The organism is Stutzerimonas nitrititolerans (assembly GCF_003696285.1).
In the GTDB taxonomy this organism is placed as follows: Bacteria; Pseudomonadota; Gammaproteobacteria; order Pseudomonadales; family Pseudomonadaceae; genus Stutzerimonas; species Stutzerimonas nitrititolerans.
In genome coordinates, this window is the sequence record NZ_RFFL01000005.1 from 290,635 (window position 1) to 304,749 (window position 14,115).

The window sequence follows — 14,115 nt, forward strand, 5'->3', positions numbered from 1 at the left end:
CCGCCCTCGCCTGTAACAGGAGATACGCCATGAGTGCCCAGCCCAGTCCTCTGAATACCATCGAAGGCGAAGCCAAGCTGCTTCAGGATCTGCTCAGCGCCGAGCGTGCCGGTGCCAAGGTCGCCGGCGACAGCCTGCAACAGTGCAACGACCCGGCGCAGCGCCAGCTGCTGGAGCAGATTCGCCAGGGCGAGGTCGACAGCTGCAAGCTGGTGCTCAACTGCCTCAAGCACAAGGGCCTGGAACCCAACCGCGAGATCGGCGCCTTCTACGGCAAGGCCATGGCCATCGAATCGCTCGAAGAGCGCATCCCCTTCATCGATCGCGGCCAGCAGTGGGTCATCCGCAAGCTGCGCGAATACCTGCCCGGTTGCGACGATCCCTTCATCCGCGGCGAGCTGGAAAAGATGCTGAACATCCACGAGGTGAACAGCCTGCCGGCATGATGCAGCCCTGCTCTCAGGCCTGCCGATAAGGCAGTGCCTGGCGCGCGGACTGCGCGTAAGCCAGCACGCCCTGCCGTTCCTGCAACAGAAAATCCGCCACCGCCGCACGCAACCCCGGATGCGCCAGGTAATGCCATGAACGGGTGATCACCGGCTCGAAGCCACGAATCAGCTTGTGTTCGCCCTGCGCGCCGGCATCGAAGCGCTGCAGGCCAGCAGCGATCGCCTGGTCTATGCCCTGGTAGAAGCAGGTTTCGAAATGCAGCCGGTCGAACTCGGCTAGGCAGCCCCAATAGCGGCCATACAATTCCTGCCCGTCGACCAGGCTGAAGGCCATCGCCACCGGCGTCGCGCCCCGCTTCGCCAGCACCAGCCGGATCGCCTGCGGCATGCGCTCGGCCAGCAGGCTGAAGAAGGCTCGCGTCAGGTACGGCGTCTGTCCGCGTACATGGTAGGTATTGGCGTAGCAGCCGTAGACGAAATCCCACTCGGCCTCGCTGACCTGACGGCCTTCGCGCCACTCGAACGCGATGCCCAGCCCCGCCACTTGCTCGCGCTCCTTGCGCAGCTGCTTGCGCTTGCGTGAGGTCAGCGCGTCGAGAAAGTCCTGGAAATCCCGGTAGCCGCGGTTGTGCCAGTGGAACTGGCAGCCGACGCGCTCCAGCCAGCCGTCGCGACCACGCAGGAGCGCATCGGCATCCGCTTCGGTGAAGTTGACGTGCAGGCTCGACTCGCCCCGCTCGGCCAGTTCGCCGGTGAGCTGATCCAGCATATGCGCCGCTGATTCGACGTTGCCCAGCAAACGCGCGCCGGTCACCGGCGAGAAAGGCACGGCGCAGAGCAGCTTGGGGTAATAGCCGATACCCGCGCGGTGACAGGCATCCGCCCAGGCCCAGTCGAAGACGTATTCGCCATAGGAATGGCTTTTGCGATACAGCGGCAGCGCCGCCTGGGGGGCGCCCGTCACGTCTACCAGCAACCGATGCTGCGGTTGCCAGCCAGTGCCATCACCGACGCTGCGGCTGTCTTCGAGGCTGGAAAGGAAGGCGTGACGCAGAAAGGGCTGGGGAGCCGTTAGCAGCGCGTCCCACTGCTGCGGCTCGATCTCGGCAAGACGGAAAATTGTCTGGATAGGCATGCCGAGCAGTCTGGCCCGTCGCGCGCCGGAAAAAAAGCTCTTCAGGACGCTGCCAATCCGTAGGGCCGAATTTATTTGGCCCGCGGCGTTCCAGCGGGCTCCAGCGGCCGAACGAGTTCGGCCCTACAACCCAGCTCGAAGCACCGCAATCCCGTAGGGCCGAATTCATTCGGCCAGCGTCGGATCAGGAAAGACGCTTATTGCTGAGCCCACTTCAGGAATGCTTCGCGGCTTTGCGGCGTCAGCAGGTTCCACATCTGCTGCAGCGTGGTCAGAGTCGCATCGTTGTGCGGCAGGGTAGCCGTGGCAGAGGGCGACTGGCGCAGCGTCACCGCCTGGGTGGCCGGTTCGGCAGCACCCAGGGGGGCGACGCTGGTGGCTTCCGGGGCGACTTCGCTGGAACCCAGCATCGCGCTGAGCACGGACGTATTGCGGTTGCCGGCCTGCGCCTCGTGGCGTTCACCCGTGCGGGTATTTTCTGCCCAGGCAGGAAAATCGGTCTCGAACGCCCGGGCCTCGGCCAGGTTCTGGGGGAGATCGAATTCCAGTCGCCAAGTTTCCCCAGCCTGCCCCTCGAAGTCGAAGATGGCGGTGCGGCCGCGCACCACCTCATGGCTCATGCCACCATCGATATCGAAGCCGTTCTTGTAGAACGCGTGAACCTGATAGGCACCCGGTTGCAGGTGCAGACGCTTGTCCGAGGCACCGAACATGGTATTGGCAGCCGAGTACGGCTGGCCGTTGATGCTGCGGATTTCCAGTTCGCTGGGAACCACCAGCGTCAGTATCTGGCTCTCCGGTAATGGTGCACCGGAATACAGCTGGACGTGGCGTTGTTGGGCACAGGCAGCCAGCAGGCAAGCCATGGCGATAATAAACAAACTGCGCATGAAAACTCCTAGGTGCAAAGACCGGTTAATAGCGACGGCCTGGATTCGATGACAATCGGAAAACAAGAATAAGACTGAATAGTTTCACTTAAATGACAAACCGGGCTGCCCTTTGAAGGAACAGCCCGGTTTGTTTTAACCAATACCGCAGATTGAATTAGAAGTCGTAGCGAAGACCTACAGAAAGGCCGGAAGCCTTTTCACCCGCGGGAGCCACGCCAAGCCCTGCGTTACTACGCACATTTGCCGAACGGGCTTGTTCCCATGGTACTTGTGCGGAGTTGTCATCGTTATCCACGATGGCATAGTTGGCATAGACGCGCACGGCCTTGTCCAGCTTGTGCTCGACACCAACTACCCACATATCGGCGTCAGCGTTATCGGCGTCGGAGTCGCGGGTCATCCACATGGCTTTCAGAGCCGTGTTCTTGGCAACCGCGAACTCGCCACCCAGACCGTAGACATTAGACGACCACGCATCGCGCTCGGCCTGAACCGGTGAATCATGATCGACGGTCTGATAGAAGCCCACCAGCTTGAAGGCATCGGTCAGCTTGTAGGCAGCAGCGGCACGGATGCCGTCACGTTCGCCGCGACCCTGATCTTCCTCCACCTGCTCGTATGCCAGGGAGGCCTCCAGCGGGCCACCGGCATAGTTCAGCGACATGCTTACGGCATCGCTGTCTTCATCCTCTACAGCCCACTGGCCTTCATACATCGAGTAGGCCAGTTTGGCGTTGAAACCACCCATGGTCGGCGTGGTGTACTGGATGGTGTTGTCATAACGCTCGTCGAAGCGGCCATTGCCGAAACGAGTCAGGTTGCGCATGTCACCGACCTGGTCACCGAACAGGTTGGCCGGACCACGGGCGACCTTGAACGGGCTGTCGAAACGACCGAGCTGTACCTCACCGAAGTTGCCGCCCAGGCCGACAAAGGTGTCGCGGGTAGCGAAACTTGTGCTGTCGCCATCGCTACTGCCAGTAGTGAAGTTGATTTGCTGCTCGATCTGGAAGAAAGCCTTCAGATCAGGGTTGACCTGATGATCACCCTTGAAACCCAGGCGCGAAGAGTTGCTCGACAGGTTGGTTTCGGAATAATCGGCGCCGTCATCCAGATAGTCCACCGACACGTGTGCACGTCCGTAGAAAGTTACATCGGCCATTGCCACAACCGGCACCGCCATCGCAGCACCAACAGCAATCGCAATCAACTTCTTCTTCATTGGGAAAAGCTCCTTCGTTTTATGAAACGTCGTCCTGCGAATGACATGACGTCGTCTGTTCGACGGAGGCGATTATGGGAAGCCGATATGACAGAAGGTTTGCTGCGATATGACAGTTCAAAGTTGCGGGAACTTTTCTGCAAATGGCGTTGCAGAGCCTTCGGCAATGCGCCGACGGGGAACTAGAGGAGAGCGGAGGCAGCCGATCCATACGGATGAGACCGTATGGATAGCGCGTTCCTACGCAGAGCATGGGAACGATCAAGCTTTTTAGAGGCGTCCTACCCGGTACCCGTGACGCTCCACCACGACGCAATGTCCGATGGTTCCCACGCTCCCGCGTGGGAACGCGCTGTGGTGAGGCGGTATCAGCGCTTGCGCAGGATCACGCTGCCAATGGAGTAACCGGCGCCGAACGAGCTGAGCACGCCGAGGCTGCCGGCAGGCAGGTCGTCCTGATGCTTGTGGAAGGCGATCACCGAACCGGCGGAACTGGTGTTGGCGTAGGTGTCGAGAATCACCGGCGCCTCTTCGGGGGTGGCGTCGCGGCCGAGCAGCTTGCGCACGATCAGCAGGTTCATGTTGAGATTGGCCTGGTGTAGCCAGAAGCGCTTGACCGAACCGACCTCGATGCCGTTCTCCTTCAGGTGCTCGCCGATCAGCTCGGCCACCATCGGGCAGACTTCCTTGAATACCTTGCGACCTTCCTGGACGAACAGCTTGTCCGGGTTGCTCATGTATTCCTCGGCGGTGCGGTTGAGGAAGCCGAAGTTGTTGCGGATGTTGTTGGAGAACTCGGTCACCAGCTTGGTGCCGACGACGTCCCACTGATGCGCCGAGGTCGCCAGGTCGGCGCGCTCGACGATCACGGCGGTGCAGGCATCGCCGAAGATGAAGTGGCTGTCGCGGTCACGGAAGTTCATGTGGCCGGTGCAGATTTCCGGGTTGACCATCAGCACCGCCCGCGCCTGCCCCAGCTGCACCGCGTTGGCGGCGTTCTGGATGCCGAAGGTGGCCGAGGAACAGGCCACGTTCATGTCGAAACCGAAGCCCTTGATGCCCAATGCCGCCTGCACTTCGATGGCGATGGCCGGGTAGGCACGCTGCAGGTTGGAACAGGCGACTATCACGCCGTCGATGTCGGCGGCGGTCTTGCCCGCCCGCGCCAGCGCTTCTTCAGCGGCCTTCACCGACATCTCGCACAGGATCGACCACTGATCGTTGTCGCGCTCGGGAATGCGCGGAACCATGCGCTCGGGATCGAGGATACCGGCCTTGTCGGTGACGTAACGGCTCTTGATGCCGGAAGCCTTCTCGATGAAGGCCGAGCTGGATTCGGGCATCGCCTCGACCTCGCCCGCTTCGATGGCTGCGGCGTGTTCGGCGTTGAAACGGCGCGAATAGGTATTGAACGACTCCACCAGCTCGTCGTTGGAAATGCTCTGGGCAGGGGTGTAAAGGCCGGTACCGCTGATGACGACGTTATGCACTGTCGTTCCTCTCGAATAGGGCTTGATCGAATCGGGCGTTGGTCGAAGTCGCCATGGTTCACAACCGAGCCATCGTTTCCAGCGCCTCTTATGCCGGCTATTGTGCATGAAAAGCTGAAAGAATCCGTAACATTGCGCTGATTCCAGCACCAAGAATTAATCCTTTCGATGCATTTCCGCGTGACCGATCGGTCGGTTCATGAAGGGAACGTCTTCTCACGACTCGATTGCCGCGCCAGACCCGATAGGCGCGCCTGAACGCAGACACTCTTCGGCGCGCTTGGTTATCCTTGCGCTCCTTCAAGCAGGACCATCCGCCATGAAAGACCCGCTCGCCGAACTGCTCACACTCATCAGCTCGGGCTGCATGACCGAGGAAGAGATCGCCCGGATCGCTGACGAAGCCGCCCAGGCCTATGCCGATCCGCAGGCCTTCCTGCAGGCCAACCCGGACATCAACTACGACGACGATTTCCCCATCCCCCTGGGTGAATGGGTGGTGGTGGGTAGCCTGCCGGACACGGTGCTGTTCCAGGCCGACGACTATCAGGCGCTATTCGAACAGATCCGCGCCTCGTTCGGCGAGAGCGTCAACTTCGTGCTGCAACCCAAGCAATTGGCCAAGACCGAACCGCTGAAGGCCCTCAACCGTATCCAGACGCAACTTGGCGCCCTCTACCCCGAGAAAGGTGGCTACGTGCTGGTGGATTTCAGCGAGCCGCTGGATGACGAACTTCAGGCGGTGCTGGTCTACACCTGCGATATAGAGCGGGTGATGGCGCTGGCCGTGGAGGTGGGTATTTATGCTGCCCCGGCACTGGCGGCGTTGCAGGCGGAGCTCGGTGAATGACTCAACACCCGTAGGGCCGAACTCGTTCGGCCTTGGTAAGCGGAACGCCTTTTTTATCTGTCCCAGAGAGCAAATGGCGTGCTGATGAGGCGGGCATGAGCTGGCCGATAAAATTCGGCCCTACGGATCTAGCGGCGGCGCAGCGGATCGAGCAGCGCCGACAGGCCGTTATGATCGATTTCCTGCATCAGCGCCAGCAATTGGCCGATGTCGCCCGGCGGGAAGCCGACCCGGGCGAACCAGTTGAGGTAGTTGCCCGGAAGATCGGCAATCAGGCGCCCCTTGTACTTTCCGTAGGGCATCGTCTGAGTCACCAGGCGTTCGAGGTCTTCAGGCTTCATGGGCGGCATTCGTTTCGACAGAGGCGGATAGTGCCACAACTGCGGAACAGCATGGCTTGTATCGTTTCGGCATAAAGCCCGCGCCCCGCCTCAATATGGCTATAAGGCTATGCGCCATCGAAACGGCGCCATGCCGCGCAAAACAAGGCGTTGCCGCCATTTATCCTCCTGATATCGCAAGCACCTATCGTAACGATAGCTTCAGCCTATTTTCCCACGCCGTGATTGGCTTCTAGGCCTTCAATACCCGACAAGCCCGTGAGGAAAACAACAATGAAGACCTGCAGCCTTCCCTGGCGCCTGGCCGTTGCGCTCGGCGTCACCCTCGCCCTGCCCTGCGCGCAGGGCGCCGAAGAGGAAAAACCGTCCAGCTACAACCCGGTGCGAATCACCGAGCATTTCGACTCGATCATGCAACGCATGAAGGCGGAAAAGCCCGCCATCCGCGACGCCCACATGAACCTGCTGGAGCAGCGCTACGACCTCAGCGACAAGCCCGCCGACGCAATCACCATGGCTCGCGGCAAGGCGCTCCAGACCGGCGTTCGGGTCAAGCTGGAGGAAGGCAGCTGGGAAGAGTTGGCCAAGCTGAGCCCCGAGCAGATTCGCGAGCAGAAACGCTTTCCGGCCGGCTTCATGCCCCTGCCACACCCCAACCATCCCGAAGGCGGCATGGTCTTCCCGCAATTCCAGATCGACGAAGTCAATGAAATCGAAGGCCGCGACCTGACGCGCTTCGATCTGGATTTCGATCTGCCCGATCATTTCCTGCCGGAATTCCCGCCCCCCATCTACCTCACCACCCGACCGGATCTGGGCGATGTGTCCCAGGGCAAGCTGGTGAACATTCGCAACTACTTCGAGATGTTCAACGGCATCCTCAATCCAAAGCAGCTGGAGGGCCTGAGGCTGCTGGTAACGACCTTTCCACAGCAGCAATTCAACGCCACCGACGACCGCCGCAGCGAGCACCCGCACACCGGCGTCGCCTGCTTCGATTGCCATGCCAACGGCCACACCAATGCTTCCACCCACCTGGCGGGCGACGTGCGACCGCAAGAATTCCGCCACCGCATCGACACCCCGACGCTGCGCGGCGTGAACATTCAGCAGATCTTCGGCTCGCAGCGCGCGCTGAAGACAGTGGAAGACTTCACCGAGTTCGAGCAGCGCGCCGCCTACTTCGACGGCGACATCGTCATGGCCGCCAAGAAAGGCGTGAACGTGCTCGAACGCGGCAGCCAGGTGCACTTCATGGGTGAATTCCAGGCGCTGCTGAATTTTCCGCCCGCGCCCAAGCTCAACCTCGAAGGCCGTCTCGACCCAGCCAAGGCCAGCGAGCAGGAACTGCGCGGCGAGCAGATATTCCACGGCAAGGGCGCCTGCGCCGGCTGCCACGTGCCGCCCTACTACACCGACCATCTGATGCATGACCTGCAGACCGAACGCTTCTATGCACCGCAGGAATACAACGGCGTAATGGCGGTGGGCGACGGGCCGATCAAGACCTTCCCGCTACGCGGCATCAAGGATTCGCCGCCCTATCTGCACGACGGGCGCCTGCTGACGCTGGACGATACCGTGGAGTTCTTCAACCTGGTGCTGCAGCGCGGCCTGAGCCAGGACGAGAAAGCTGATCTGGTGGCGTTCCTGCGCACGCTCTGAGCGCCAGCCCGGCTCAACCGGCAATTGAGCCGGGCTATGCGCCACATAGACAAGCTGCGCGCGCCATCCGGTGAAACGCTTGGCACAATGACGACCGCTGGTATCCCCGCCAGCGGCAGCCGAGGAGCCGAGATGAACCGAACCGACAAGCCCGAACTGGACGATGCTGCCCTGGCCTTCGCCGAGCAGGTCTTCGACAGCGCCCGCAACGGCGATGCGGAACGCCTCGGCGATCTGCTCGCGCGGGGCCTGCCGGCCAACATCCGCAACAGCAACGGCGACAGCCTGTTGATGCTGGCCAGCTATCACGGTCACCTGGACGCCACGCGGGTGCTGCTCGAGCATGGCGGCGACCCGCAGCTGCGCAACGACAAGGGCCACACCCCGCTGGCCGGCGCGGCCTTCAAGGGCAACATGGCGATGGTTCGGCTGCTGCTTGAGCATGGTGCCGATGTCGAAGGCGCCTCACCCGATGGCAAGACAGCACTGATGATGGCCGCCATGTTCAACCGCACCGAGATCGTCGAGTACCTGATCGGCCAGGGTGCCGACCCGCATGCCAGAGCCGGCAACGGCGCCACCCCGCTGGAAGCCGCTGCCATGATGGGCGCCGCCGACACCCAGGCGCTGCTGAGCCGGCTGGTTCCGACTCAGGGCTGACCGCCCCGTCCCTTCGAATCGCTCACGCCGTTCTGAAACGGGCGACGTTGTGCAGCAGCGTTTCGGCCAGGTCACCAAGGCGGCTGGCGGTCTGGTGGTTGCTGCCGACCGCGCTGCCGTTTTCCTCGGCCATCCGCGCGATCATGCCAACCTGCTCGGCGATCTCGGCGGAGGCGGCACTCTGCTCGCGCAAGGAATGCGAGATCTCCGCAACCGTGGACAGCACCTGCTGCGCCGCCACGTGAATGCCGTCCATCGCCGCACCGGCACGCTGGGCGCGGATCACCCCCTCGCCGACCCGTTGCACGCCCTGCTCCATGCCCTCCACCGCGCCGCGCGTACCCTGTTGGATCGCCTCGACCATCTCGGCGATCTCCCGCGTCGAATTGGCGGTGCGTTCGGCCAGCTTGCGTACCTCGTCGGCGACCACGGCGAAGCCGCGACCCTGTTCGCCGGCACGCGCGGCCTCGATTGCCGCGTTCAAGGCCAGCAGATTGGTCTGCGCGGCGATATCGCCGATCACGCCGACGATGGTGGATATCTCGCCCGAACGCTCCCCCAGCGCCGCGACGGTACGTGCCGAGTCCGCCACCGAGTCGGCGATCTGCCTGATTTCCTCGATCACCGCGGCGACGATCTCGCCGCCCTGGCGTGACAGCTCGCCGGACTGCACGGCCAGCGCATCGGCATCGCCGGCGTGACGCGCGATGCTTTCGATGCCCACCGTCATCTGCTCGACAGCGGCGGCCATGCTCGAAGCCGCATCGCTCTGGTGCTGCGACGCCACGTTGATCTGCCCTGAAGACGCCACCAGGTTACGCGCCGAATCGGCGACGTGATCGGAATTGTCCCGAATGTCGCCGATCAGCCGGCGCATGGCGTCGGCCATCTCGTTGAAGCTGCCGGCCACATGCCGCAGTTCGTCACGCGCCGCGAGTTCGATACGGGTGGTGAGGTCGCCGGCGGCAAGCTTGCGGCTGCCAGCGCGCAGGCTGCGGATGCTGGTCATCACCGACAGGTAGGCGCCAGCCGAGAGGTAACCGATCACCGCCACGGCGAGCAGCAACACTGCGAAGTTCCAGGTGAGAATCCGCCGCGCGCCATCGATGCGCTGCTCCAGCAGCATATCCAGTGTCGGCAGCAGCACTTCGTACATCTGTCGGTAGCCGAGTTCGATCGTTTCGGTGGTCATGCCGAAGAACTCGTCGTCCGTGGTGGAGCTGAAATCACCGCGCTGGACGATGCCCTCCACCACCTTGCCGATTCGCTCGCTGCGCTCGTGCAGCGCCCTGACCGCCTCGCCCAGTTGCGCGCGCAGCTCCGGACGCATCCGCACGACCTTTTCGATGCTGTCCTCGATGCTGCCGAGCCCCGCACGGATCTCGTCGCTCAGTACGATCAGCGTCGTACGTTGCGCATCGTCCATCCTGCCCTGCGCCAGCACGGCCGAGGCGCTGGCGCGCAGGCGCCCGATTCGCTCGAGCAGATAGGGCATGCGATTGGTTGCCGCATTGATCAGGTAATAGGTCTGCGGCTCGGGATCGAACGTCAGGCCGTAGGCGTCGGCAAGCTGGGTCTGGAAGCTCAGCAGACGCTCGACCAACGCCGTATGGGCCTGGGTATTGCGCGCCTGCGGCCAGTCGAGGCCGTTGCCTCTGATGTCCTCCCACATCACACCGATCGCCTGCCACTCACGCAGGCCACGCTCGGCTTCGGGTAACCGGCGAGCCATGCCCGCCAGCGCCTCGTCGATCTCCTGCTGCAGCGCCGCACGGCGTTGCGCCGCCGCGGCGTTGCCGCTCAGCAACATCGAGGACAGCCCGCGGTGCCGTTGCGAGGACTCCACCAGTTCGAACAGCGGCTTCGACAGCGTGGAGGCGGCCAGCTCGTTCTCGGAACGTTCGATGGTGCGATTCAACTGATCGGCAAGCGCCAGCATCAGGCTCGCGAACGCAAGAAAAACCAGCAGCCCGATCGCTGCGAACTTGACCGAATAGCTGAGGCGGTTCATCAGCGACTCGGCGGGCAGGAACAGTTTTTTCATGGGGATTCCTAGGCAGTGGCTGCAGAAACCCCGAGTCGGAAACGCCTCGAGAACCAGGCAACTGCAGAACATCCGGTTCAGCGGCAAAGGTAAGAGAATGACCGGCCGGTCTGCCCTGACTGGAATCAAGACACGCGCGACCACGCCATTACGGGTCGACCGGACAAGCCACAGCCGCACTACCATGGAGCACCATGGTCAATCTCAGTTGACCGACCCCAGCCCCAAGGGAGACCCCATGTCCGACCTGTCCGCTTTCGCGATCACCCGCAAATGGCCTGCCCGCGACCCGCAGCGTCTGCAGCTGTATTCGCTGACCACCCCCAACGGCGTCAAGATACCGATCATGCTCGAGGAGATCGGGCTGCCCTACGAAGCGCATCGGGTGAATTTCGAGACCAACGATCAGCAGTCCGCCGAATTTCTCTCACTGAACCCGAACAACAAGATCCCGGCGATCATCGATCCCGACGGCCCGGGCGGAAAACCGTTGCCGCTGTTCGAGTCCGGCGCCATCCTGATTTATCTGGCGGAGAAAACCGGCCAGTTGCTCTCGCAGGACCCGGCCGAACGCTACCAGACCATCCAGTGGCTGATGTTCCAGATCGGCGGCATCGGCCCGATGTTCGGCCAGCTCGGCTTCTTCCACAAATTCGCCGGCAAGGATTACGAAGACAAGCGCCCACGCGACCGCTACGTCGCCGAATGCCGACGTCTGCTCGACGTGCTGGATGGGCAGCTGGAGGACCGTGACTGGATCATGGGCGCGCAGTACAGCATCGCCGATATCGCCACCTTCCCCTGGGTACGCAATCTGATCGGCTTCTACGAGGCCGGCGAACTGGTGGAGTTCGAGCGCTTCGCCAACGTCAAACGGGTACTGGAAAACTTCCTTGCCCGTCCCGCGGTGATTCGCGGACTGGAGATACCCAAGGCGCCGTAGGTATTTGTTCCTCTCTCGCTAGAAGCTGCGCTGCGGACCGGCAATCGCAAAAAAAGCTACCAGCTCGGTGAACAGCATTGCTTGTAACGAGGTTTTCCCCGCACGGCAGACTCGCTCCACGCTTACAGCGGAAGCCGTGCCGGTCGGGGCGATGCCGCTAGCGGCGTAGATCGAACCGGCGAAAATGGGGTTCACCAGATGTCACTCAACGGCCGCTAAGCTTTAAAAGCCCTACCAAAAGGAGCAGCCAGGCCATGCCGGCACACACTAACCAGGCAGAGATAATCATTAGGCGCCGTAGTGCGAGGGGTGGCGTAGCCGGGGATTTCCCGATACAGCGCAGCGACTCGAGTATCCGGTCGTCACTCAACGCCGCTGAGTTTGAGTAGACCAACTGTCAAAAATAGCCACGCAAGGCTAATACCCAGGAGCCACGTCGACCAAAGCATTCGAGGTTTGAGATGCTTTGGAAATCTTTCCACTTCTTCAGGCTCAAGCTCCCCACGGCGTAGATAGAAATTAGAAAGGAGCACCGCGCCAGTTATGGCGTTCACTTGCATATAGCGTGCAACGAATCCTGATCCAGACCACACAGTCAACTGATTGCGGATGTGGTTGCTCTGAGGGAATGCTGCTTTCATTTCATCCAAGTCGTGATAAGCCATGTAGATTGTAATGACTTGTCCTATTGCTCCGATCACGAAAGGGGTCTAGAGAAAGGCAATCTGTAAATCCAAGGGCCATGTTCCAAACCAAACGCCGAAATTCATCACTGGCTCCTCTGGTAAACTTTTTCTCCAGCCAGTTCACCAGCCCATCCGCCGCCAGCACTACCAGCCACCGAAGCGCCGCCGACAACTACCAAGGCACAAACGACACCGCCTATCCCGCCGAAGGCTACTCCAATCGCAACACAGATCGATGTGCCATACGAAACAACCAAGCCACGCCTGACCACCAGAGCATCACTCGACGCCACTGAGTTTCAATACCCCCCCGAAAAGGAGCAGCCAAGCCGTACCGGCCGCGCAGAGCCGCCAGGCGATAACCATTCGCCGTTTGATCGAAGGAGGTAACTTTCGCACCTCACTCTCATCCAACTCTCCGCGCCTTATATGGCGATCGGGCCATAAAGCCACTGCCGCCAAGCTACTGGTCAGAATGAAACGTGAGAGTGGATCGCGGCTACCCCACATTGCTTTCTGTCTTTTGACGTACACGCTGTTCGGGAAGATCGTCAGAATCGTGTCCAGATTCCGGTACGCCAAGAAGAGAATCATGAACACACCGGGTAATGCGATCATGAAGGGGGCCAGGAGGCAGGCGATGCGGATATAGGGAGGCCAGCTGTAAAAATCGATCATTTTTGCACCTTGTAGATTTCCTCACCCGCCAACCCTCCGAACCACTCGCTCCCCTTGCCCCCCTTGCCCCCCGCATACGAAGCTCCTGCTACTACAACCAAGCCGCAAACTACTCCGCCTAGACCGCCTGAACCGATGCCAATAGCTGCGCAAATCGAGCCCACTGCAGGGCTGGTCAAGGCAACGGCGGCCGACCCACCCCCTATCCACCAACAAAACCACCCGCCTCGGTATAACGAATCTTCCCGCACGCCTCGGTTTCCCCGGCACGGAAGACTTCCTGCACTTTCATGGTGGAAGCCGTGCCGGTCGGAGCAATTCCGATAGCGGCGCAGATCAAGCCAGCTACAGGACCGTTAACGCACACGACAAGGGAAGTCACCAGAGCATCACTCCACTCCACTGAGCTTTAGCAAGGCCATGAACAGGAATAGCCAGGCCATACCAAGACACACCAACCAAGCGGAGATGACCATCAGGCGCCGCAATGCGGGGGGGAAATTGCGGACATCGTCGGCATTGAGTACACCTTTACGGACGAGATACTGCGGAAATATCAGGGCCCCGCTGAGCGAACTGACCAGGTAGCAGCGCGAGGCCAGGCTGGTTGTCCCCAGGATGCGGCTCTGCTGAGCCCAGGCACTGCTTGAAAACGCCGCGAGCATTACCTCGAAGTGTCGGCTACACGCGATATAGACGCCAATCGCCATGCCAAAAAAGCTGATTACGAAGGGGGACAGAAGACAAGCAATTTGCAAATCCAAAGGCCAAGTTTCAAACCAGACATGGAAGTTCATGGCTATCTCCGCTCATACAGTTTTTCCCCAACCATCTCCCCAAACCACTCGCCTCCCTCACCTCCTGCATACGAAGCCCCGCCCACCACCACCAAGCCGCAAACGATCCCGCCGAGGCCGCCTGAAGCAAGGCCGATGGCTCCGCAAATATAGGGCGCAGTAACACTACCGATCCAAACTCCCGCCGATCCGCCCCCTACTCCCCCAACAAAACTGCCCGCCTCGGTAAAGCGAATCTTCTCGCACGCCTCGGTTTCCCCGG

Annotated in this window: 14 protein-coding genes and 1 pseudogene; 5 read left to right on the forward strand and 10 right to left on the reverse strand. The window is 61.3% G+C overall.

The genetic code is table 11. From position 1 onward, the window contains the following. Nucleotides 1–29: 29 nt before the first annotated feature. Nucleotides 30–446 (forward strand): DUF6306 domain-containing protein, encoded by a 417-nt coding sequence (locus EA795_RS08755; RefSeq protein WP_014851934.1) that lies wholly within the window; start codon nt 30–32, stop codon nt 444–446. Nucleotides 447–459: 13 nt separating this feature from the next. On the opposite strand, the gene EA795_RS08760 is transcribed toward EA795_RS08755, so the two are convergent. The 4 genes from EA795_RS08760 to EA795_RS08775 all read right to left on the reverse strand — a co-directional run bounded on the left by EA795_RS08760 (nt 460) and on the right by EA795_RS08775 (nt 5,189). Then, entirely contained in the window at nt 460–1,584 is a 1,125-nt protein-coding gene (locus EA795_RS08760) for a GNAT family N-acetyltransferase (protein WP_122076653.1), read from the reverse strand. Nucleotides 1,585–1,781: 197 nt separating this feature from the next. Further along, nucleotides 1,782–2,474 carry a DUF2057 family protein gene (locus tag EA795_RS08765; RefSeq protein ID WP_122076656.1) on the reverse strand — a complete coding sequence of 231 codons (693 nt, stop codon included), beginning with the start codon at nt 2,472–2,474 and terminating at the stop codon, nt 1,782–1,784. Nucleotides 2,475–2,631: 157 nt separating this feature from the next. Next, entirely contained in the window at nt 2,632–3,699 is a 1,068-nt protein-coding gene (locus EA795_RS08770; RefSeq protein WP_122076659.1) for a porin, read from the reverse strand. Nucleotides 3,700–4,067: 368 nt separating this feature from the next. After that, the gene (locus tag EA795_RS08775) at nt 4,068–5,189 is read right to left on the reverse strand and encodes a beta-ketoacyl-ACP synthase III (RefSeq protein WP_122076662.1); all 1,122 of its coding nucleotides are present in this window, start codon (nt 5,187–5,189) and stop codon (nt 4,068–4,070) included. 319 nt (nt 5,190–5,508) lie between these two features. On the opposite strand from EA795_RS08775, the gene EA795_RS08780 reads away from it, so the two are divergent. Then, complete coding sequence (locus EA795_RS08780) at nt 5,509–6,039, forward strand: hypothetical protein (protein WP_014851929.1); 531 nt, start codon at nt 5,509–5,511, stop codon at nt 6,037–6,039. Nucleotides 6,040–6,167: 128 nt separating this feature from the next. On the opposite strand, the gene EA795_RS08785 is transcribed toward EA795_RS08780, so the two are convergent. Further along, nucleotides 6,168–6,380 (reverse strand): DUF3820 family protein, encoded by a 213-nt coding sequence (locus EA795_RS08785; RefSeq protein WP_014851928.1) that lies wholly within the window; start codon nt 6,378–6,380, stop codon nt 6,168–6,170. A gap of 273 nt (nt 6,381–6,653) precedes the next feature. Between EA795_RS08785 and EA795_RS08790 the strand changes: the two genes are divergently transcribed. Both EA795_RS08790 and EA795_RS08795 read left to right on the forward strand, forming a co-directional pair. Next, a complete protein-coding gene (locus tag EA795_RS08790) occupies nt 6,654–8,045 on the forward strand; it encodes a cytochrome B6 (protein WP_122076665.1) in 1,392 nt (463 codons plus the stop codon). Nucleotides 8,046–8,177: 132 nt separating this feature from the next. Beyond that, complete coding sequence (locus EA795_RS08795) at nt 8,178–8,705, forward strand: ankyrin repeat domain-containing protein (protein WP_122076667.1); 528 nt, start codon at nt 8,178–8,180, stop codon at nt 8,703–8,705. A gap of 22 nt (nt 8,706–8,727) precedes the next feature. Here EA795_RS08795 and EA795_RS08800 read toward each other — a convergent pair whose 3' ends face one another. Beyond that, entirely contained in the window at nt 8,728–10,749 is a 2,022-nt protein-coding gene (locus EA795_RS08800; RefSeq protein ID WP_122076670.1) for a methyl-accepting chemotaxis protein, read from the reverse strand. Nucleotides 10,750–10,987: 238 nt separating this feature from the next. Between EA795_RS08800 and EA795_RS08805 the strand changes: the two genes are divergently transcribed. Continuing rightward, nucleotides 10,988–11,692, forward strand: coding sequence for a glutathione binding-like protein (locus EA795_RS08805; RefSeq protein WP_122076672.1), 705 nt, complete (start codon nt 10,988–10,990; stop codon nt 11,690–11,692). A 362-nt stretch (nt 11,693–12,054) separates the two neighbouring features. Here the strand turns inward: EA795_RS08805 and EA795_RS20905 are convergent, their stop codons facing one another. The 4 genes and pseudogenes from EA795_RS20905 to EA795_RS21295 all read right to left on the reverse strand — a co-directional run. Further along, nucleotides 12,055–12,333, reverse strand: a complete 279-nt coding sequence (locus EA795_RS20905; protein WP_147456294.1) for a hypothetical protein — start codon at nt 12,331–12,333, stop codon at nt 12,055–12,057. 324 nt (nt 12,334–12,657) lie between these two features. Then, on the reverse strand, nt 12,658–13,056 hold the full coding sequence (locus EA795_RS08810) for a hypothetical protein (RefSeq protein WP_122076674.1): 399 nt from the start codon (nt 13,054–13,056) through the stop codon (nt 12,658–12,660). Between the two features lie 389 nt (nt 13,057–13,445). Next, on the reverse strand, nt 13,446–13,853 hold the full coding sequence (locus EA795_RS08820; RefSeq protein WP_122076677.1) for a hypothetical protein: 408 nt from the start codon (nt 13,851–13,853) through the stop codon (nt 13,446–13,448). A 2-nt stretch (nt 13,854–13,855) separates the two neighbouring features. After that, nucleotides 13,856–14,115: pseudogene (locus EA795_RS21295) on the reverse strand (hypothetical protein); the annotation flags it as partial.